General features: G+C 69.8%; 16 protein-coding genes and 1 tRNA gene. 11 read left to right on the top strand and 6 right to left on the bottom strand.

The window, feature by feature from the left end; translation table 11 throughout:
• Nucleotides 1-12: 12 nt before the first annotated feature.
• On the bottom strand, nt 13-834 hold the full coding sequence (locus ACTIMO_RS14125) for an amino acid ABC transporter substrate-binding protein (protein ID WP_448182800.1): 822 nt from the start codon (nt 832-834) through the stop codon (nt 13-15).
• Nucleotides 835-1,052: 218 nt separating this feature from the next.
• Between ACTIMO_RS14125 and ACTIMO_RS14120 the strand changes: the two genes are divergently transcribed.
• On the top strand, nt 1,053-2,960 hold the full coding sequence (locus ACTIMO_RS14120) for an ABC transporter ATP-binding protein (protein WP_448182799.1): 1,908 nt from the start codon (nt 1,053-1,055) through the stop codon (nt 2,958-2,960).
• 3 nt (nt 2,961-2,963) lie between these two features.
• Here ACTIMO_RS14120 and ACTIMO_RS14115 read toward each other — a convergent pair whose 3' ends face one another.
• The 3 genes from ACTIMO_RS14115 to ACTIMO_RS14105 form a co-directional block, all read right to left on the bottom strand.
• A complete protein-coding gene (locus ACTIMO_RS14115; protein ID WP_448182798.1) occupies nt 2,964-3,377 on the bottom strand; it encodes an NUDIX hydrolase in 414 nt (137 codons plus the stop codon).
• A 57-nt stretch (nt 3,378-3,434) separates the two neighbouring features.
• Nucleotides 3,435-3,511, bottom strand: a tRNA-Arg gene (locus ACTIMO_RS14110).
• Nucleotides 3,512-3,547: 36 nt separating this feature from the next.
• A complete protein-coding gene (locus ACTIMO_RS14105; RefSeq protein ID WP_448182797.1) occupies nt 3,548-4,171 on the bottom strand; it encodes a hypothetical protein in 624 nt (207 codons plus the stop codon).
• A 139-nt stretch (nt 4,172-4,310) separates the two neighbouring features.
• On the opposite strand from ACTIMO_RS14105, the gene ACTIMO_RS14100 reads away from it, so the two are divergent.
• The 7 genes from ACTIMO_RS14100 to ACTIMO_RS14070 all read left to right on the top strand — a co-directional run bounded on the left by ACTIMO_RS14100 (nt 4,311) and on the right by ACTIMO_RS14070 (nt 14,155).
• Nucleotides 4,311-5,876: an alanine/glycine:cation symporter family protein gene (locus ACTIMO_RS14100; RefSeq protein ID WP_448182796.1), complete on the top strand. Its 1,566-nt coding sequence runs from the start codon at nt 4,311-4,313 to the stop codon at nt 5,874-5,876.
• A 117-nt stretch (nt 5,877-5,993) separates the two neighbouring features.
• Nucleotides 5,994-8,483, top strand: a complete 2,490-nt coding sequence (gene pcrA / locus ACTIMO_RS14095) for a DNA helicase PcrA (RefSeq protein ID WP_448182795.1) — start codon at nt 5,994-5,996, stop codon at nt 8,481-8,483.
• 165 nt (nt 8,484-8,648) lie between these two features.
• The gene (gene sucC, locus ACTIMO_RS14090) at nt 8,649-9,815 is read left to right on the top strand and encodes an ADP-forming succinate--CoA ligase subunit beta (protein WP_055769551.1); all 1,167 of its coding nucleotides are present in this window, start codon (nt 8,649-8,651) and stop codon (nt 9,813-9,815) included.
• A 10-nt stretch (nt 9,816-9,825) separates the two neighbouring features.
• Nucleotides 9,826-10,728: a succinate--CoA ligase subunit alpha gene (sucD, locus tag ACTIMO_RS14085; RefSeq protein ID WP_055769554.1), complete on the top strand. Its 903-nt coding sequence runs from the start codon at nt 9,826-9,828 to the stop codon at nt 10,726-10,728.
• A gap of 279 nt (nt 10,729-11,007) precedes the next feature.
• The gene (locus ACTIMO_RS14080) at nt 11,008-12,435 is read left to right on the top strand and encodes a sugar porter family MFS transporter (protein WP_448182794.1); all 1,428 of its coding nucleotides are present in this window, start codon (nt 11,008-11,010) and stop codon (nt 12,433-12,435) included.
• A 75-nt stretch (nt 12,436-12,510) separates the two neighbouring features.
• Nucleotides 12,511-13,566 carry a zinc-dependent alcohol dehydrogenase family protein gene (locus ACTIMO_RS14075; RefSeq protein ID WP_448182793.1) on the top strand — a complete coding sequence of 352 codons (1,056 nt, stop codon included), beginning with the start codon at nt 12,511-12,513 and terminating at the stop codon, nt 13,564-13,566.
• Between the two features lie 133 nt (nt 13,567-13,699).
• The gene (locus ACTIMO_RS14070; protein ID WP_448182792.1) at nt 13,700-14,155 is read left to right on the top strand and encodes an SRPBCC family protein; all 456 of its coding nucleotides are present in this window, start codon (nt 13,700-13,702) and stop codon (nt 14,153-14,155) included.
• 45 nt (nt 14,156-14,200) lie between these two features.
• Here ACTIMO_RS14070 and ACTIMO_RS14065 read toward each other — a convergent pair whose 3' ends face one another.
• Nucleotides 14,201-15,298 (bottom strand): VIT1/CCC1 transporter family protein, encoded by a 1,098-nt coding sequence (locus ACTIMO_RS14065; RefSeq protein WP_055769559.1) that lies wholly within the window; start codon nt 15,296-15,298, stop codon nt 14,201-14,203.
• A gap of 434 nt (nt 15,299-15,732) precedes the next feature.
• Here ACTIMO_RS14065 and ACTIMO_RS14060 point away from each other — a divergent pair, with 434 nt between their 5' ends.
• Nucleotides 15,733-17,460, top strand: a complete 1,728-nt coding sequence (locus ACTIMO_RS14060) for a long-chain-fatty-acid--CoA ligase (protein ID WP_448182791.1) — start codon at nt 15,733-15,735, stop codon at nt 17,458-17,460.
• On the top strand, nt 17,457-18,986 hold the full coding sequence (locus ACTIMO_RS14055; protein ID WP_448182790.1) for an AI-2E family transporter: 1,530 nt from the start codon (nt 17,457-17,459) through the stop codon (nt 18,984-18,986). Before ACTIMO_RS14060 ends, ACTIMO_RS14055 begins: the two co-directional genes overlap by 4 nt.
• A gap of 172 nt (nt 18,987-19,158) precedes the next feature.
• On the opposite strand, the gene ACTIMO_RS14050 is transcribed toward ACTIMO_RS14055, so the two are convergent.
• Entirely contained in the window at nt 19,159-20,679 is a 1,521-nt protein-coding gene (locus ACTIMO_RS14050; RefSeq protein WP_448182789.1) for a sodium:solute symporter, read from the bottom strand.
• A gap of 165 nt (nt 20,680-20,844) precedes the next feature.
• Here ACTIMO_RS14050 and ACTIMO_RS14045 point away from each other — a divergent pair, with 165 nt between their 5' ends.
• On the top strand, nt 20,845-21,423 hold the full coding sequence (locus ACTIMO_RS14045) for a cupin domain-containing protein (RefSeq protein ID WP_152816845.1): 579 nt from the start codon (nt 20,845-20,847) through the stop codon (nt 21,421-21,423).
• Nucleotides 21,424-21,427 lie beyond the last annotated feature (4 nt).

Below are 21,427 nucleotides of genomic sequence, written 5' to 3'. Positions count from 1 at the left end.
CGTGCGCCGGCATCACTCGCTGACGTCGGAGCCGAAGTACTTCTCCGAGATCTCGGCGAGTGTGCCGTCGGCGCGCAGCTCCTCGAGCGCGGTATCGATCGCGTCCACGAGCTCGGTGCTGCCCTTGCGGACGGCTACGGCGCTCTCCGAGGTCTCCTCGGTGGTGGCCGCGATCTTGATGTTCTCGTTGCTGTCGGTCTTCTGGTAGTCCAGGTAGGTCAGCTCGTCGTTGATGGTCGCATCCACGCGGCCCTGCTCGAGGAGCGTGATGGACTGCGCCCAGCCTTCGACGGGCTCCACGTTCGCGCCGCTCTCCTTCGCCAGGTCGTTCCAGTTGCTCGTCAGGGACTGCGCGGTGGTCTTCCCGGCCAGGTCCTCGAAGGAGGAGATGTCGCCGTTGTCCGCGGTCGTGACGATCACGCCGGCGCTCACCGTGTAGGGCTCGGAGAAGTCGTAGGTCTCCTTGCGCTCGTCCGTGATGGAGACCTGGTTGGCGATGACGTCGAAGCGACCCGCCTCGAGGCCCGCGAAGATCGCGTCCCACTGGGTCTCCTGGAATTCGGCCTCCACACCCATCTTCTCCGCGACGGCGGTGATGACCTCGACGTCGTATCCCGTGAGGTCGCCGCTGCCGCCCTCGTGGAAGCTGAAGGGCCGGTAGGTCCCCTCGGTCCCGACGGTGAGGACGCCGGAGTCCTGGATCTCCTGCAGCGAGGAGGGCGCGGCGGACTCGCTCGCCCCGCCGTCGGATGCAGGGGTCGACGACGAGCCGCATCCTGCGAGGGCGAGGGTGAGCGCTGCAGCGGCGCCGAGGGCGGACAGGCGGTTCTTCATGGGATTCCTTCGATCTGGTGAGGCGATCACGGCGGTAGGGAATGGTGGGGACCGACGAAGGCTTGAACCCTACGTACGTCCGCTCCACCCGGCCGGGACCGGAGTCGAACACTACTGGGGTCAACACCGGGGCACGCACTTATTGTTCCGAAGTATTGCGGCGGGGGTCCAGGAATCTGGGACCGGAGCCGGGACTGGCATCCTTGGAAGGAATGGCTATGAGCATGGAAGGCGCGGCCTGGAGCTCGCTCTACAAGATCTCCACGGCGAAGGACGGCCGGCACGGATTCTCGAAGGAGTCGGTCCGGCGCATCCTGACCTTCGCCGTGCCCTACCGCTCGAAGCTGATCATCTTCATCGTCCTGTCGGTCGCCGGGGCCTTCCTCGCCGTCGCGACGCCGGTACTCGCCGGGCAGGTGGTGGATGTCATCGTCGCGCAGGGTGAGGTCCGCACCGTGGTGTGGCTCGCCGTCGTCATCGCGATCGTCGCCGTGGCGGATGCCGCCGTATCCCTCGTCACGCGCTGGTACTCGTCCCGGATCGGGGAGGGCGTCATCCTGGATCTCCGCACAGCGGTGTTCAACCATGTGCAGAAGATGCCGATCGCCTTCTTCACGCGCACCCGCACCGGTGCCCTCGTGAGCCGCCTGAACAACGACGTGATCGGCGCGCAGCAGGCGTTCAGCGGGACCCTGTCCGGTGTGGTGACGAACCTCGTGGCGTTGATCCTCACGCTCGCGGTGATGCTGAGCACGTCCTGGCTCGTCACGGTGCTCGCCGTCGTCATGCTGCCCATCTTCCTCGTCCCTGCGCGTCGCATGGGCAGTCGCCTCGCAGCCCTCCGGCGCGAGGCCGCGGACCACAACTCGGCCATGAGCACGCAGATGACGGAGCGCTTCTCCGCCCCCGGCGCCACCCTGGTGAAGCTGTTCGGCAGGCCGGACGAGGAGGCCGAGGAGTTCCGCGTCCGTGCGGCCCGCGTGCGGGACATCGGCGTGCGGACCGCGATGCTGCAGTTCGTGTTCTTCACGGCCCTCATGCTGGTGTCCGCCCTGGCGCTCGCGCTCGTCTACGGTCTGGGCGGCTTCCTGGCCCTCCAGGGGCAGCTCGACACCGGTGAGGTCGTCACGCTCGCGCTCCTACTGACGCGTCTCTACGCGCCGCTCACCAGCCTGGCGAACGCCCGCGTGGAGATCATGAGCGCCATCGTCAGTTTCGAGCGCGTGTTCGAGGTCCTCGACCTCGAGCCGCTGATCCAGGAGAAGGCCGACGCCGTCGCCGTGCCCTCCGGTCCGGTCGCCGTCGAGTTCGACGACGTCCGCTTCGCCTACCCGTCCGCGGACAAGGTGTCGCTGGCCTCGCTCGAGGAGGTCTCGACACTCGACACCCGCGGCGGGGACGAGGTGCTCCACGGGATCTCCTTCCGCATCGAGCCCGGCCAGACGGTCGCCCTCGTGGGCACCTCGGGAGCAGGGAAGTCGACCATCGCGCAGCTCCTGTCCCGCCTGTACGACGTCGACAGCGGGGCCGTGCGGCTCGGCGGCACGGACGTGCGCGACGTGACGTTCGCGTCCATGCGGCACACGCTCGGCATGGTGACGCAGGACGGGCACCTCTTCCACGAGACCATCCTGTCCAATCTCCGCCTGGCACGCCCCGAGGCCACGGAGGGCGAGGTCTGGGACGCCGTCCGCCGCGCCCGCCTCGAACCGCTCATCCGATCCCTGCCCGACCAGCTGGACACCATGGTGGGGGAGCGCGGCTACCGGCTGTCCGGTGGTGAGCGCCAGCGCATGACCATCGCCCGCCTGCTCCTCGCCCAACCGCGCGTCGTCATCCTCGACGAGGCGACGGCGGCCCTCGACTCGACATCGGAGGCGGCAGTGCAGGCCGCCCTCAGCGAGGCCCTCGAGGGGCGCACCGCGATGGTGATCGCGCACCGGCTGTCGACGATCCGCAGCGCGGACCTCATCCTCGTGGTCGAGGACGGGTCGATCGTGGAGCGGGGTTCGCACGACGAGCTGCTGGCGCACGGAGGCCGGTACGAGGAGCTGCACCGGACGCAGTTCGCCGTGCAGAAGAACATGGCCGCGGAGGAGGAGCCCGAGGCGCTCACCGGCGTCTGACGGTCATCCCCGCAGTGCCAGCAGCGCGGGGACCACGTAGTCGGTGAGCAGCGGGGCGAGGTCGCCCCGGAGTCCGGCTGCATCGAGGTCGAGCCAGTCCAGCTCCTCGATCTCGGCCGCCGGACGCGGCTCGCCGGCCAGCGGGCACAGGAAGACCGTGGCGATCAGGCGGGTGTCCGCCTCGTTCGCGGCGGGTCCCGACCAGGTGCCGAGCAGCGTCAGCTCCTCCGGGCGCACGGTCAGTCCCAGTTCCTCCTGCAGTTCACGGGAGCCCGTCCGGGCAGGCGTCTCTTCCGGCTCGGGTTTCCCGCCCGGCTGCATGAACACGGAGGTCCCACGCTTGCGGACCAGCAGCAGGCGCCCGTGGGCGTCCAGGAGGCAGAGCGCCGTGACCGTGATGACGGGCGTGACGCGCACCGCGGGTCCCTTCGACGCAGAGCGAGGACGGGCAGGGAAGCCCGTCCTCGGTCGTGGTGGTGCCCCTGGCCGGAATCGAACCGACGACCTTCCCTTTAGGAGAGGGACGCTCTATCCTACTGAGCTACAGAGGCGCGGGATCGGTGGAGCACCGATCCGGCGGTCCCAGCTTACCCGGTCCGCGGGGTCGTGTCCGCGCCGGAGACACCCCGCAGCCGTCGCGGCAGGAACACCGCCGCCGCCCCCGCCACGAGGCTGACGGCCAGCAGGATCCACCGGGACAGCGTCAGCACCGAGGCCAGTGCGACGGCGGCGGGTTCGGGGACGGCCTGGGCCAGCACCGTGTCGATCGCGATGTTCTCCCAGAGGTCGGCCACGGTGAACAGGATCACGGGTGACCACAGCAGCCACCGGAGCCACCGCCGCCCGACGTTGAGCTGGACGAGCAGGAGCCAGGCGAACGCGAAGATCAGGGGGAAGAGCGTGCCGGCCGTCCTGTGCAGGTAGCTCAGCTGGCCCCGGGCGTCGTCATCCATCGACCCGCGCAGGCGCTCCACGTAGGCCGCGTCGTACCCACCCACGAGCATGTCCGGCATCGTGAGGCCGTCGGAGAGCTGCGTCATCTGGCCCAGCGTGAGCAGGTGGAGGTACCAGAAGAGGAACAGGGAGGCCACGGCGGCTGCGACGAGGACGAGCGAACCGTTGTCCTTCCGGCTCCCGCCGCTCGGGGGAGCCTCCGGCACAGGGGTGCCGGTCGCGTGCTTGCGTGCTATCTGCGCCCTGGTCTTCGCCACCGTCCCAGTATGGGCGACGCCGGAGGACCACCACGCCGGGCTGTGAACACCATGTGAACTGCGTTGCGATCGGATGACGTTCCCCCGCCGGCTGCCCGTTGTGATTGCCTTCACACCGGAAAAGCGGTTCATTGGTGGGATGCATATTCACACCGCACTCCCCATGGCGACGGTCACCGAGGACGTCGGCTGGCTCGCCGCCATCGACGAGGCGATCAACAACGCCTTCGCGAGACCCACCGAGATCTTCTCCAGCATCGTGTTCTTCCCGATCACGATCGGCGACGTCAGCTTCCCCGCCGTCGTCGCCTGGCTCATCCTTGCCGGGATCATCTTCACGATCTACTTCGGGGTGCCCCAGCTCCGCGGCCTCAAGGTCGGCTATGAAGTCGTGCGTGGGCGTTACTCCTCCAAGGACGATCCGGGCGAGGTGCCGCACTTCCAGGCGCTCACCTCGGCCCTCTCCGGAACCGTCGGGCTCGGCAACATCGCCGGTGTCGGTGCTGCCATGGCCCTCGGTGGCCCGGGCGCCACGTTCTGGATGATCTGCGCCGGACTGATCGGCATGGCGACCAAGTTCGCCGAGTGCACGCTCGGCGTGAAGTACCGCGAGGTCCACGAGGACGGCACCGTGAGCGGCGGTCCGTTCAAGTACCTGCCGATCGCCTTCCAGAAGCTCGGCCGCATCCCGGCCAAGATCCTCACAGGGATCTTCGCGGTCGCGATCCTCATCTTCGGCATCGCCGGCGGCAACATGTTCCAGGCCAACCAGACCTTCGCCCAGGTGCAGAACGTCACGGGCGGTGCGGACGGCTTCCTCGGCAGCGCCGGCGCGGCCCTCATCTTCGGACTGGTCCTCGCCTTCTTCGTGGCGATCGTGATCCTCGGCGGCATCAAGTCCATCGGCGCCACGACGTCGCGCCTGGTGCCCGCGATGGGCGGCATCTACGTCCTCGCCTGCCTCTTCGTGATCATCGCGAACATCGACCAGGTGCCCGGCGCCTTCGGGGCGATCATCACCGGTGCCTTCAATCCCCAGGGAATCGCCGGAGGCATCCTCGGTGTCCTGATCGTCGGGTTCCAGCGGGCCTCGTTCTCCAACGAGGCAGGCGTCGGTTCCGCCGCCATCGCCCACTCCGCCGTCAAGACCCGCCGTCCCGTGAGCGAGGGCTTCGTGGCCCTGTTCGAGCCGCTCGTCGACACCGTGCTCATCTGCACCATGACGGCCCTCGCGATCGTCATCGCCGGTGCGCCGAGCCTGCAGGCGGGCATCGATCAGGTGCAGAGCGGGGGAGACACGCCCGACGGCGTCATCCTGACCTCGGACGCCTTCGCCACCGTGCTGCCGTGGTTCCCCATCGTCCTCGCCATCGCCGTCGTCCTCTTCGCCTACTCGACCCTCATCACGTGGTCCTACTACGGACTGAAGGCCTGGGAGTTCCTCTTCGGCCGGGGCAAGACGGCGGAGATCACCTACAAGATCGTGTTCCTGTTCTTCACGGTCGCCGGCTGCGTGCTCACGTTCAGCCAGGTCATCAGTTTCGCCGATGCCGCGCTGTTCGTCTGCGCCTTCGTGAACCTGCTCGGCGTCTACTTCCTGCTCCCCGTGATCAAGCGGGAGATGCGGGAGTACCTCGCGGACCGCAAGAGCGGCAAGCTCCTCATCCTCGGGATCGAGAAGGACGAGCTCCGGGCGGAGAAATAGCCCCTCCGCCCGCTGTACGCACCGCCCCCGCAGGGTCTCCCGGCGGGGGCGGTGCCGCGTGCGGGGCCTGCCGGGCCGGGCGGACTGTCGGGGTCACGGCCTAGACTTGGAGGCATCATGGACATGCTCTTCGATCCCTACGTCTCCCCTCCCACCCCTGCCGAGAAGAAGCGGGCACGCGAGGCCGCGATGGCCACCGCGGTGCCGCGTGCGGGGACGGGTCCGGCCTCGGGAGACCCTGCCGCGGACCACGTGCCGGCGCGCGCGGGAGTGGACGAGCAGCGCGCGCACGAGCTCCTGCTGGGCATGAATCCGCAGCAGGAGGAAGCCGTCAAGCACGGCGGCTCACCCCTGCTCATCGTCGCGGGTGCCGGGTCCGGCAAGACCCGCGTGCTGAGCCACCGGATCGCCTACCTCCTGGCCACGGGCCGTTCGCATCCCGGCCAGATCCTCGCCATCACCTTCACCAACAAGGCCGCGGCGGAGATGCGGGAGCGCATCGAGGGGCTCATCGGGGACGTGGCGAAGCGCATGTGGATCTCCACCTTCCACTCCTCCTGCGTCCGCATCCTGCGCCGCGAGGCGGCTTCCGTGGGACTGAACTCCAACTTCTCCATCTACGACTCCGCGGACACCCTGCGCCTCATCACGCTCGTGGCCAAGGGGCTGGACCTGGACCCGAAGAAGGTTCCGCCCAAAGCCATCCAGCACAAGATCTCCGCCCTGAAGAACGAACTGGTGGACGAGGAGTCGTTCGCCTCGACGGTGAACCTCGCGGATCCGTTCGAGCAGGCCGTCGCCGAGGTGTACACGGGATACGCGCAGCGCATGCGCCAGGCCAACGCCATGGACTTCGACGACCTCATCGCCCAGACCGTCTACATGTTCAGGGCCTTCCCCGGCGTCGCGGACTACTACCGGCGCCGCTTCCGCCACGTCCTCGTGGACGAGTACCAGGACACCAACCACGCGCAGTATGCGCTGGTGCGGGAGATCGTGGGGGTACCCGGCGAGTCCACCGACGATCCCGCGGAGCTCACCGTGGTGGGCGACTCCGACCAGTCCATCTACGCGTTCCGCGGGGCGGACGTGCGCAACATCGTCGAGTTCGAGAACGACTACCCGAGCGCCCGCACGATCCTGCTCGAGCAGAACTACCGCTCCACGCAGAACATCCTCAGTGCGGCGAACGCCGTCATCTCGCGCAACCCGAACCGGCCCGAGAAGCGCCTGTGGACCGCCGAGGGCAGCGGCGAGAAGATCGTCGGCTACGTCGGCGAGAACGAGCACGAGGAAGCACGCTTCATCGCCGAGGAGATCGACCGCCTCCAAGACGAGGACGACCTGCGCCCCGGTGACGTGGCGGTCTTCTACCGCACCAATGCGCAGTCGCGGTCCATCGAGGAGATCCTGCTGCGGGTCGGGCTGCCCTACAAGGTGGTGGGCGGCACCCGCTTCTACGAGCGCAAGGAGATCAAGGACGCGCTCGCGTACCTCCGCGTCCTCGTCAACCAGGACGACGTCGTCAACCTGCGCCGCGTGCTCAACGAGCCGAAGCGCGGCATCGGCGATCGCGCCGAGTACGCCATCGCCGCCCTCAGCGAACGGGAGCGGATCAGTTTCATGGAGGCGCTGCGGCGCGCCGACGAGGCGCCCGGCATGGCGACGCGATCGGTCAACGCCGTGACCGGGTTCGTCAAGCTCATCGACGACCTCGCGGAGGTGGCCGCCGGCTCGGGCGCGTCGGCGGCCCTCGAGGCCGTTCTCGAGCAGACCGGCTACCTCGAGCAGCTGAGGACCAGCAGCGACCCCCAGGACGAGTCGCGCGTCGAGAACCTCGCGGAGCTCGTCGCGGTGGTGCGGGAGTTCGAACGCGACAACCCGGAGGGCACCCTGGGGGACTTCCTCGAGCAGGTGTCACTCGTCGCGGACGCCGACCAGATCCCCGATGCCCCCGACGGGTCCGCGGCCGACGTCCAGCGTGCGGTCGAGGAGGCCCGCCGGCAGGGGGTGGTCACCCTCATGACCCTGCACACCGCGAAGGGGCTCGAGTTCCCCGTGGTCTTCCTGACCGGCATGGAGCAGGGGATCTTCCCGCACCAGCGCTCGGCCACGGATCCGAAGGAGCTGGCCGAGGAACGCCGGCTCGCCTACGTGGGTCTCACCCGTGCACGCCAGCGCCTCTACATCACCCGCTCCGAGGTCCGCAGCATGTGGGGCCAGAGCCAGTACAACCCGGCCAGCCAGTTCGTCGGCGAGATCCCCGAGGAGCTGATCCACTGGAAGCGGGAGGGTGCCGCGAAGCAGTCGTGGGGTTCGTCCGGCGGGAGCACGAGCGGTCCGCGGTTCAGCGGCTCCTACTGGGGAGCGAGCGGAGGAGGCTTCGCCGGCGGGAGCGTCGCCCCCGCGAAGGCGATCGGCCGCGTCCAGCCCCAGAAGGAGGTCGTCTCGGTCGTTGTGGGGGACCACGTCAACCACGCGAGCTTCGGCAACGGGACGGTGCTCGCGGTCGAGGGCGCGGGTGACAAGACGGTCGCGAAGGTGCGCTTCGACGCCGGCGAGAAGAGGCTGCTGCTGCGCTACGCGCCCCTGACGAAGGTGGCCTGATCGCCGGAATCCCGCACTTCTCGGGAATACCAGAACAGGCCCGAATTCTACAAAAGATAGAAGTGTGGGCTTACTCACTAAACCGATAGTCTGGAAAGGGCCCTCGGGTCGAGGGGGCTAAAGTTCCCTCTGTAAACCTACTTCGACGTAGAAGGACTCTAGCCCGTGGACCTGTTCGAATATCAGGCGCGCGATCTCTTCGAGGCACACGGAGTTCCCGTGCTCGCCGGAATCGTTGCGCACACCCCAGAAGAAGCAAAGGCGGCAGCCGAGAAGATCGGCGGCGTCGTCGTCGTCAAGGCCCAGGTCAAGGTCGGTGGCCGCGGCAAGGCCGGCGGCGTCAAGGTCGCGAAGACCCCCGACGAGGCCTTCTCCTACGCTTCTGACATCCTCGGGATGGACATCAAGGGGCACACGGTCCACAAGGTGATGATCGCGCAGGGCGCTGACATCGCCGAGGAGTACTACTTCTCCGTCCTGCTCGACCGGTCCAACCGCAACTACCTGGCCATGTGCTCGGTGGAGGGCGGCATGGAGATCGAGCAGCTCGCCGTCGAGCGGCCCGAAGCGCTCGCGCGCATCGCCGTCGACCCCGCGACCGGCATCGACCAGGCCAAGGCCGAGGAGATCGTCGACGCCGCCGGGTTCGCGCCCGAACTGCGTGAGGGCGTCATCCACACCATCCTCAAGCTCTGGGACGTCTTCGTGAAGGAGGACGCCACGCTGGTCGAGGTCAACCCGCTCGTCAAGACGGGCGCAGGGGACATCCTCGCCCTCGACGGCAAGGTCACCATCGACGAGAACGCCGAGTTCCGCCACGCGGACCACGCCGCGCTCGAGGACAAGGACGCCGCCGATCCCCTGGAGGCCAAGGCCAAGGAGAACGACCTCAACTACGTCAAGCTCGACGGCGAGGTCGGCATCATCGGGAACGGTGCCGGGCTGGTCATGTCCACGCTCGACGTCGTCGCCTACGCCGGCGAGGCCCACGGCAACGTGCGGCCCGCGAACTTCCTCGACATCGGAGGTGGAGCGTCCGCCGAGGTCATGGCCGCCGGCCTCGACGTGATCCTCAACGACTCGCAGGTGAAGAGTGTCTTCGTCAACGTCTTCGGCGGGATCACCGCCTGCGACGCCGTGGCGAACGGGATCGTCAAGGCCCTCGAGATGCTGGGTGACGAGGCCAACAAGCCTCTCGTCGTGCGCCTCGACGGCAACAACGTCGACGAGGGACGCCGCATCCTCGCCGAGGCGAACCACCCGCTGGTGACCCTCGCCGACACCATGGACGAAGGCGCCGACAAGGCCGCCGCGCTGGCCTACGGAAAGTAAGGGAACACCCGTGTCTATCTACCTCAACAAGGACTCCAGGGTCATCGTGCAGGGCATCACGGGCGGTGAGGGCACCAAGCACACCGCCCTCATGCTGAAGGCCGGTACGCAGGTCGTCGGCGGCGTCAACGCCCGCAAGGCCGGCACCAGTGTCACGCACGGCGACGTCACCCTGCCGGTGTACGGCACCGTCGAGGAAGCGATGAAGGAGACCGGCGCCGACGTGTCGATCGTCTTCGTCCCGCCCGCCTTCACGAAGGACGCGGTCGTCGAGGCGATCGAGGCCGGCATCGGCCTCGTCGTCGTCATCACCGAGGGTGTCCCGGTGCAGGACTCGGCCTCCTTCTGGGCGCTCGCCCAGTCGAAGGTCGACGCCGACGGCAACCAGGTGACGCGCATCATCGGCCCGAACTGCCCCGGCATCATCACACCCGGGGAGTCCCTCGTGGGTATCACCCCGGCGAACATCACCGGCAAGGGCGGCGTGGGCCTCGTCTCGAAGTCCGGCACCCTGACCTACCAGATGATGTTCGAGCTGCGCGATCTCGGCTTCTCCACGGCGATCGGCATCGGCGGTGACCCCGTCGTCGGGACCACCCACATCGACGCCCTCGCCGCGTTCGAGGCCGATCCCGAGACCAAGGCCATCGTCATGATCGGCGAGATCGGCGGGGACGCCGAGGAGCGCGCCGCCGAGTTCATCAAGGCCAACGTCACCAAGCCGGTCGTCGGCTACGTGGCCGGCTTCACGGCACCCGAGGGCAAGACGATGGGCCACGCCGGCGCGATCGTCTCCGGCTCCGCGGGAACTGCGCAGGCCAAGAAGGAAGCGCTCGAAGCAGCAGGGGTGAAGGTCGGCAAGACGCCGTCCGAGACCGCCAAGCTCCTCCGCGAGGTCTACGCGACCCTCTGATCCATGCTCGTCCGGCAGCCTCCCCCGCACACCCGCGGGGGAGGCTGCTGTGCGTTCGGGGGGCGTCCGGGGGACGTTCGGGGCACGGTCACGGGCCCGGGCGGGGGCGGCGGCTCGGGCGTCCGCCGGTGTCGACCGGGCTCCAGGGATCCTCGCTGCTGCGGATCGGACGTGCAGGAACTAGCGTTGGCGCGCAGGGCGTGCGGCGTCAGGCGGCAGCACACACCACCAGGACACCACCACGACACCCCCAGGACACCCGCAGGAGATGCACCGACGATGAGCGACGCGACGAGGAGCAGTGCGGTCGACACGGCGGAGGCCGACGGCGGCCGGCAGCGGAGGTACCTGCGCCGTGTCACCTGGGTGGCCACCCTCGGCGGCCTGCTGTTCGGCTTCGACACGGGCGTGATCAACGGCGCGCTGCCCTTCATGGTGGACGACCTCCGCCTGACCCCGGTGACCGAGGGGCTCGTGGCCAGCTCGCTCGTGTTCGGCGCCGCGTTCGGCGCGCTCGCCGGCGGACGCCTCGCGGATGCCTACGGGCGCAGGAGGATGATCATCATGCTCGCCGTGGTGTTCCTCGTCGGGACGCTCGGCACGGCCCTCGCGCCGGACGTCACGGTCATGGTCACCTCGCGGCTGGTGCTCGGACTGGCGGTGGGTGGCGCGTCCGTGATGGTGCCGATCTTCCTCGCGGAGCTCTCGCCGGCCGCGCGCCGTGGGCAGACCGTCACCCGGAACGAGCTCATGATCGTCACGGGCCAGCTGATCGCCTTCAGCACGAGCGCCGTCCTCGGCACCGTGTTCGGGGACAGCCACGGGATCTGGCGGTGGATGCTGGTCCTAGCGACCCTCCCCGCGATCGGCCTGTGGATCGGCATGTACTTCGTCCCGGAGAGCCCGCGCTGGCTCGCGGCGCACGGGGCCTTCGGGTTCGCCCTGAGGGCGCTGCAGCGACTCCGCCCGCCGGCTGCCGCCCGCATCGAGTACGAGGAGGTGAAGGCCCTCGCCCTGGAGGACCGCGAGAAGGACAAGGCCGGGATCCGTGATCTGCGCGAGCCGTGGCTGCGACGCATCGTCGTGGTCGGGCTCGGCCTCGCCGTCATCCAGCAGATCACCGGCGTCAACTCGATCATGTACTACGGCACGCAGATCCTGGTGGTCGCGGGCTTCGGTACCCAGGCGGCGCTGACCGCCAACATCGCGAACGGCGTCATCTCCGTCGCCGCGACCTTCGTCGGCATCTGGCTGCTCGGCAGGGTGGGGCGCCGACCCATGCTGCTGGTCGGCCAGATCGGGACGACGGCGGCACTCCTGGCCATCGGGCTCGTCTCGCTGCTGGTGCCGGAGGGAACCGCACGGGGGTTCCTCGTCCTTGCGCTCACCGTGACCTTCCTGGCCTTCCAGCAGGGCGCCATCTCGCCGGTCACGTGGCTCATGCTGTCGGAGATCTTCCCGATGCGGCTGCGCGGGCTCGGGATGGGAGTCGCGGTGTTCGTGCTGTGGATGGTCAACTTCGCCGTCAGCCTCAGCTTCCCGATCCTCATGGATGCCATCACCATCTCGAACACGTTCTTCGTGTTCGCGGTCCTGGGTGTCGCGGCGATCGTCTTCGCCCGGCGCTACATCCCCGAGACGCGGGGACGCACCCTGGAGGAGATCGAGCGCCGGTTCAAGGAGGACGCGGGCAGCTCCGTGCGATAGGGCGAGCCGCCCGTGGCTTGTAGTGTGGCGACGGGGGACCACCGATTGCGTCAGGCAAGCTTCCAGGAGGACATCATGCGCGCCACCATCATCCACGGGCCCGGCGACATCCGCGTCGAGGACCGCGACTACCCGACGATCATCCGGTCGACGGACGCCGTCGTCAGGATCACCGCGTCCTGTGTCTGCGGGTCGGACCTGTGGCCCTACCGCGGCGTCCGCCCCACGAAGGAGCCGAAGGCCATCGGCCACGAGTTCGTCGGCGTCGTCGAGTCGGTGGGCGACGACGTCCGCGACCTCGCCGTCGGCGACTTCGTGATCGCGCCCTTCGTCGACAGCTGCGGGACGTGCCCCCAGTGCCTCAACGGGGTCACCGTCGCCTGCGACCACCTCGCCGGCTGGGGCAGCACCGACGAACACGGTGACTTCCTCCAGGGTGGCCAGGGGGAGGCCGTGCGTGTCCCGCAGGCGGACGGGACGCTGCGCAGGGTCGACGGCGTCACCGAGCCCGACGCGGCCCTGACCGCGAGCCTCCTCACCCTCTCCGACGTCATGTCCACGGGCCACCACGCCGCCGTCTCGGCGAACGTGGGACCGGGCAGCACCGTCGTCGTCGTCGGTGACGGCGCCGTGGGACTGTGCGGGGTCCTCGCGGCCAAGCGCCTCGGCGCGGAGCGCATCATCGCCATGTCGCGGCACGCGGACCGGCAGGCCCTCGCGCGCGAGTTCGGCGCGACGGACATCGTGGCCGAGCGGGGCGACGAGGGCGTGGCGAAGGTCCGCGAACTGCTCGGCGGAGTGCTCGCCGACTCGGTGCTGGAGTGCGTCGGGACCAAGGAATCGATGGACCAGGCGCTGCGCAGCACGCGGCCGGGCGGCCACCTCGGGTTCGTCGGCGTCCCCGCCGGTGGTCCGGAGCTCCCCATCGGTGTGCTCTTCGCGAAGAACATCACGGTAGGTGGCGGCATGGCCCCCGCGCACACCTACATCCCCGAACTGCTGAAGGACGTCCTGGCCGGGACCATCAATCCCGGCCGCGTGTTCGACGTCGAGATGCCGCTCGAGGACGCCGCGGAGGCGTACCGGGCCATGGACGAGCGGCGCGCCATCAAGGTGCTGCTCAAGCCCTGACCCGCACCATCCACCGGAGGGCCCGTCCGTGGACGGGCCCTCCGTCGTCGTCGGACGGCGCGCGGGCCCACTGTCCGCCGGTCCCCTCCGTCCGACGGCGTGCCCCGACCCGGCGACCGGGCAGAATGGGGGCATGACACCCACGCCCTACCTGATCTCGCGCGAGCGGCTCATCGACGCCCCTGCGGACCGCATCTTCGAGGTGCTGGCGACGCCGGCCCTGCACAGCGTGATCGACGGTTCGGGAACGGTGCGCGGGGAGCAGCCCAACGGTCCGGCCCGGCTGTCCCTGGGCGCGAGATTCGGGATGGACATGCGCATGGGGGCCCCCTACAAGATCCTCAACCGGGTGGTGGAGTTCGAGGAGGGGCGCCGCATCGCGTGGCGGCATTTCTCCGCACACGTGTGGCGCTACACGCTGGAGCCGCGCGGTACGTCCACGCTCGTGCGGGAGGAGTGGGACGGCAGGGCCGTGAGGTGGCGTTTCGTCTTCCGCCTCACGGGCTTCACCCGGCGCCACCCGGCCAGTATCGAGGCCACGCTCGGACTCCTCGAGGACCATGTTCTGCAAGAGCGGGACGCGGCCTGATGCCCACGCGGGCCGCGTTCCCGGCAGGGCTACGGGGCCGGCCCTCTAGGCGATCGACGTGCCGAAGAGCAGCCCGAGGAGATAGGTGACGCCCGCCGCGCCCAGTCCGATCGCCAGTTGCCGCAGCGCCAGCCGCAGCGGCGAGGCTCCGGACAGCAGGGCGACCACGGCGCCGGTGGCCAGCAGCGCGAGTCCCACCAGCACGCAGGCGACGACGACGGCGGTCGGCCCGGCCAGGCCCACGAGGTAGGGCAGCACCGGGATGATGGCGCCCGAGGCGAAGAAGCAGAAGCTCGACGCCGCCGCCCCCAGCCCGGTGCCCACCGCCTCGTGCTCGTCGACGTCGTCCTCGGCCTCGGGCCGGAGCGAGAAGCTGGGGTCGCAGTCGCAGCTGTAGAGGCCGAGGCGCTCCGCCGCGCGGTGCTCCGCCGCGGCGGGCGTCATCCCGCGGGCCCGGTACACCAGTGCCAGCTCGTTGGCCGCGATATCGAGTTCCTTCGCGGCGGTCAGCGTGATCTGCGTGGGACGGGTGGCGGAGAGCAGCTCCCGCTGGGACCGCACGGAGACGTACTCCCCGGCGCCCATCGAGAGCGCGCCGGCCAGGAGCCCTGCCAGTCCGCTGACCAGGATGAACGCGGTGGACGCGCCGGTGGCACCGATACCCATGATGAGGGCGAGATTGCTGACGAGGCCGTCGTTGGCGCCGAAGACCGCAGCCCGGAAGTTGCCGGAGAGCCTGTTGCGGCCGCGGGTCGCCAGCCCGCGGACCACCTCCTCGTGGATCTGCTCGTCCGCCACCATCGCGCTGGTGGCCGAGGGGTCCGTGGCGTAGGGGGAGCGGCCCTCGGCGCGCTGGGCCAGCGCGAGGACGAACACGGAGCCGAAGCGCCGAGCGAGCACCCCGAGGATCCGGTTGCGCAGGGACGGTCGCAGGGGCCGGCCCACCTCGTGGCCCAGCAGTGCGAGCCAGTGCGCCTCGTGCCGGCCCTCGGCGTCGGCGAGCCCGAGGAGGATCTCGCGCTCCTCGCCGGTCCTGCGGCGGGCGAGGTCCCGGTAGGTCGCGGCCTCGCCACGTTCGTCGGCGAGGTACTGCCGCCAGCGTCGGACGTCGTCGCGGGAGGGGGAGTGGTCAGGGGATGTCACGCGGTGCTCCGGATTCTCGGGTGCGTGCGCACGTCGGCCGGAGCGGGAGGCTTCGGCCGGGTACGCAGGGGCGTCGGTTCGGCCGAAGGTCTCGCTCGCCGGATGAACCGGTGGATAGCCGGGCGCCGTTGGCGCCAGTATGTCGACAGGCCGCACATCCTCGCGGACGCGGAGCTACTCCCCTTCGACCGACCATCCTACCCGAGCGTTACCTGCTGCGTCCGCGCCCGGCCTGTCCGGGGGCCGTCGGCCGCGAGTGGCGCGAGTGCCGCGGGCGCCACGGACGGCACGGACGGCACGGACGGCACGGACGGCACGGACGGCACGGACGCCAGCGACACCGCGACCGCGGTGGGCCCGGTAGGGTCGGGAGGTTCGGGTACCGTGGCTCGACGAGCCGCGATACAGTCGGAGCAAGAACAGGAAGCAGGCTTATGGATCTGGCAGCCCGGCCCTGGGTGGCGAGCTACGCACCCGGCGTGCCCCCGACGTTCGGTGTTCCCGAGGGCACGCTCACCGACCTGCTCGAGACGTCGGTGCGCACCTACCGCACGGGGACGGCCCTCGAGTTCTTCGGTGCGGCGACGAGCTACCGCGAGCTGGGCGACGCCGTCGACCGCGCCGCGGCAGGCCTGCGGGCCCTCGGCATCCGCGCGGGTGACCGGGTGGCCCTGGTACTGCCCAACTGCCCGCAGCACATCATCGCCTTCTACGCCGTCCTGCGCCTCGGGGCGATCGTCGTCGAACACAACCCGCTCTACACCGACCGCGAGCTGCGCCACCAGTTCGAGGACCACGGTGCCACCGTGGCGATCGTCTGGGACCGGGTGGCACGGCAGATCCAGCAGCTGCCGGCCGACATCCCGGTGACCGCGCTGGTGACGGTGGACCTCGTCAGCGCCATGCCCGTGTCGCGACGGCTGGCCCTGCGCCTGCCCATTCGCCGGGCCCGTGAGGCGCGGAGGGCGCTGACGACGACGGACAGGCCCACCGGTCCCCGGAAGGTCCTCGGCTGGGGCGAACTGCTCCGCCACCGACCCCTCCCGCACAAGCATCCGCGCCCGTCCGCGACGGACACCGCCGTCCTGCAGTACACCAGCGGGACGACCGGGGTGCCCAAGGGCGCCGTCCTGACGCACCGGAACCTCCTCGCCAACGCGGCCCAGGGCCGGGCCTGGGTCCCCGGTCTCGAGGCAGGGCGCGAGACGGTCTACGCCGTGCTCCCCATGTTCCATGCGTACGGGCTCACGCTCTGCCTGACCTTCGCGATGAGCATCGGCGCGAAGCTCGTCCTGTTCCCCCGGTTCGACGTCGATCTCGTCCTGGCCGCAGCGAGGAAGAGCCCGCCCACCTTCCTGCCCGCCGTCCCGCCCATCTACGAGCGGCTGGCAGCAGGAGCGGCCGCCCGTGGCGCCGACCTGCGCAGCATCCGCTTCGCGATCTCCGGTGCCATGAACCTCCCCGAGTCCACCGTGGAGACCTGGGAGGCGGCAACCGGCGGCTACCTCATCGAGGGCTACGGACTCACCGAGACCTCCCCCGTGGCCGCCGGCAACCCGATCGGCCCGACCCGCCGTCCGGGTACCGTCGGCGTCCCGTTCCCGGGCACCGACGTGCGCATCGTCGACCCCGACGATCCCGGCGCCGACCGCCGGCCCGGTGAGGCGGGCGAGCTCCTCCTCCGTGGACCGCAGGTGTTCCAGGGCTACTGGCGCAAACCCGACGAGACGCACGCCGCGCTCCTCGACGGCGGCTGGTTCCGGACGGGGGACATCGTCCGGATGGACGAGGACTGCTTCATCACGATCGTCGACCGCATCAAGGAGCTGATCATCACGGGCGGCTTCAATGTCGCCCCCTCCGAGGTGGAGGACGCCCTCCGGGCGCATCCGGACGTCACCGACGCCGCCGTCGTCGGACTGCCCCGCGAGGGCGGCGGCGAGGACGTGGCCGCCGTCGTCGTGCTCGCCGACGGTGCCGCACTCGACGTCGAGAGCCTTCGCTCCCACTGCCGTGGCGCGCTCGCGGCCTACAAGGTCCCCCGCACCATCGTGCAGGCCGAGGACCTGCCCCGATCCCTGATCGGCAAGGTCCTCCGGCGCGAGGTGCGCACCCAATTGCTCAACGATGGCCCCCGTGCCGAAGGACGTGACAGTCGATGACCCAGCACACGCAAGCCCGGGCGGGGACGCCCGCCCCGAGAGGTCCGTGGCGCGACAGCCTCGGCAACGCCAGCATCCGTGCGGGCCAGGTGCTCATCCTCCTGGTGCTCGCCGTCGTGGCTATCTACGCCCTGATCCAGGTGCGGCTCGTGGTCATCCCGATGCTGCTGGCGCTCATCCTGGCCGCCGCGATCGGGCCCTTCGTCAACTGGCTCCGGCGCAAGGGCTGGGGCGCCTCCCTCGCCACGGCCGTCTCCTTCCTGCTGCTCCTGCTGCTCTTCGGCGGGCTCATCACGGGCATCGTCTTCGCCGTGATGGGTCAGGCCGGTGAGCTCGTCTCCAGTGCCACCGAAGGCTTCGACCAGCTCTACGCCTTCGCACAGAACGGCCCCATCCCCATCGACGACGCGCAGATCCAGCAGGCCCGTGACTGGGTGGTGGACTTCGCGACCTCGAGCACCGTCGGCGCGGGTGCCATCTCCGGGCTGAGCGCAGCCGGCAACTTCTTCGCCGGGGCGCTGCTCATGGTGGTCATCCTCTTCTTCTTCCTCAAGGACGGCGAGAAGATCTGGGCCTTCATGCTCCGGGCCTTCAAGGGTCGCCGCCTGGTCAAGGCCCGGCGGGTGGGCTACAGCAGCATGTTGGTCCTCGGCGGCTATGTCCGCGGGACGGCGATCGTCGCGCTCGTGGACTCGGTCTTCATCGGGCTGGCCCTGCTGCTCCTCAATGTCCCGCTCGCGCTGCCGCTGGCGGCGATCGTCTTCATCGGGGCGTTCATCCCGCTGGTCGGGGCAACCCTCGCCGGCGTGCTCGCCGCGCTGATCGCCCTCGTGGCCAACGGGCCGTTCGTGGCCCTCATGGTGATCATCGCGGTGATCGTGGTCAACCAGCTCGAGGGCAACTTCCTGCAGCCCGTGGTCATGGGGCGCACCCTGCAGGTGCACGCACTCGTGATCCTGGTCGCCCTGACGGCCGGGACCATCCTCGCCGGGATCATCGGCGCCATCCTGTCGGTCCCGGTGGCCGCTGTCGGCTGGGCCGCCATCAAGGCGTGGAACCAGGAGAAGGACGAGAACATCACCGACGAGGAGGTCGAGGAGGCGGAGAAGCTGACCGCCCTCGACGAGACCGGTCACGGCCTGAGCTCCACGCCGAAGGAGGACCACGCCCGCAAGAAGGAGGAGGCGGGGATCGCCGTGCACGAGGCGGACGATCGGCCCGGGACGCACGAGCGCAGGGTCGAGGGTCAGGGCGGCGACGACGAGCCGGAGAGCAGCATGGCCGGCGATCCGCATGCCCCCACGTCGGTCAGCACCGCGACCGCGGGTTCGGCCGGCACGTCCGCCGCGACGGCCGCGCACACGTCGGCTGGCGCACCCTCCGCGACCCCGGCCGGTGCCCCTGACGGACGTCCGTCCGGCGCCCCCGACGCGAGCACCCCGACCGGGGAGACCGCGGGCGAAGGCGTCGACGGGCGGCGCGGGCGGCGCGGTCGCAGGGGAGGCTCGTCGACCCCGACGGGCTGACAGGCCGCTCCGGCCACGTACCGGATCGTGGTGGATCCACGAACGAGGAAGGGCTTCCGACCACTGTCGGGAGCCCTTCCTCGTCGTCGGGTGCGTGGTGCCCGGCAGGCGACACCGGCACCCGACGTCGTCCGGACGCCACGCTCCCGGTGCGGGAGCACAGGCGGCGAGGTCAACGGACCGGCACGGGGGCGTCCTCCGGCACCTCGCCGGCCACGCGCCGGTCCCAGGCCCCCATCACGTGGGGGTCCGTCGGCCGGGTCGCGAGGGACACCACCGCGTACACGAGGAGCGAGGCGCCGAGCCCGTAGTAGATCGGGTAGTTCGAGTAGATGCCGTCGTACCGGACCTCCGCCGTGATCTCCAGATAGGTCATCACCCCGAGGGTGACGAGGGTTCCCGCCGCCATCGACGCTCCCGCGCCGATACCGTTGCCCCGGCGCCACACGAGTCCGCCGAGGATCGCGACGAGCAGCCCGCCCACGAGGATGTCGTAGGCGATGGTCAGTGCGGCGACGACGTCCTGCACCACCACGGCGAGGGCGATCGTGACGATCCCCAGCCCGAGGACCCACCAGCGGCTCGAGGCGACGTCGTGCTCCGCCGTCGTACCCTCCCCGGTGGCCCCGGTGACGTCGTGGTCCGTCGCGCCCCTGCCGAACCACCCGGCGACGAACGGCACGACGTCGGTGCGCGCGACGGTCGCCGCGGCAATCAGGGCTCCCGACGCCGTCGACATCATCGCGGCGACCGCCGCGGCGAGCACCAGCCCGCCCACGCCGATCGGCAGGACGTTGAGGGCGACGTCCGCGTAGACGTCGTCGCGCGACTCGATCGCAGGGAGGATGACGCTCGCACTCATGCCGATGACGGCGCCCGCGACGCCGTAGAGGATGCAGTACACGCCCGCGGCCGAGCCGCCCCAGCGGGCGACCACCGGTGTCCTCGACGTGAACACGCGCTGCCAGATGTCCTGGCCGATCAGCAGGCCGAGCGTGTAGACCACGAAGTAGGTGATGATGCTCTGCGCGCCGATCCCGGTGATGCTGAAGAACTCCGCCCCCGCCCGGTCGCGGATGCCGTCGAATCCACCGGCGGCGGCGAGGGAGAAGGGCAGCATGAGGGCGAAGACGCCGATGGTCTTGATGACGAACTGCGCCATGTCCGCGAGCGTGATGGACCACATCCCGCCGATCGTGGAGTAGATCAGCACGATGGCTCCGCCGACGGCGATGGACAGCGCGCGGTCCCAGCCGAAGAGGACCACGAAGATGGTGGCGTAGGCGCCGGTGGACGTGGCGCAGAGCATCAGGGTGTAGGCGAGCATGACGATCCCCGAGACGCGCGTGGCACGGTGGCCGTAGCGCAGGGTGAGCATCTGCGAGACCGTGTAGATCTTCAGCTTCTGGATGGTGGGGGCGAAGAGGAGGCTGAGCAGCAGCACGCCGGTGCCGATCGCCACGACCAGCCACATGCCGGAGATGCCGTACTGGTAGCCGAGGCCTACGCCCCCGACCGTCGAGGCTCCACCCAGGACGACGGCGGCCATGGTGCCGGTGTAGAGCAGGGGACCGAGGCGGCGGCCCGCCACGAGGTAGTCGCTGGCATCACGCGTCCGGGACTTCCCCCACCAGCCGAATCCGAGCATGGCGACGAGGTAGGCGACCACGATGGCGATGTTGAGTGCTTGCATGGGAGTCCTTCGACGATCGACCGGGCGGGATGCCTGCTGGGCAACCGATGATGCCCAGTAAGCTACTCGTGGCGCGAGTCACGCGTCAATCGTCGCAGGGCCGTGTGACACCACGATGAGCGCCGTGTAACGGCTATGCTCGATCGCCCCGAGGAGAGGACCCGCATGAAGGCGCTGCCCGTCGAGCCCACCAACGCTCCCGTCGCCATCGGATCCCGCATCAGGGCCGCGCGGCAGGGGCAGCGGATGACGATCGAGCAGGTCGCGGACGCCACCGGCCTCACCAAGGGATTCCTCAGCCGCGTGGAGCGGGATCTGACCTCGCCCTCGGTCGCCTCCCTCGTGACCCTCTGCCAGGTGCTGTCCATCTCGATCGGGGACCTGTTCCTGGTGCCGGAGACGCACCTGACCAGGCTCGACGACGCCCCGCGTATCAGCCTCGGCGGCCAGGGCATCAACGAGCGCCTCATGACTGCGCGGTCGGAGCGGCGGTTGCAGATGATCCGGGCCGTCGTCGAACCCCGTGGTCGGGGCGAGGACGAGCTCTACTCGGTGGACTGCGAGGTGGAGACCCTGCACGTGGTCTCGGGGCGGTTCGTCCTCATCTTCCCCAATGAGCGGTATGAGCTCGAGGCGGGCGACACCGTGACGTTCCCCGGCCGCGAACCGCACTCCTGGCTCAATCCCGGCGACACCGAGGCCGTGGTGCTCTGGACCCTCGTGCCGGCGGCGTCCGGCTCGTAGCGGC

This window comes from Arthrobacter sp. CP30 (assembly GCF_053470025.1).
This window is presented reverse-complemented; position numbering and strand designations above follow the sequence as displayed.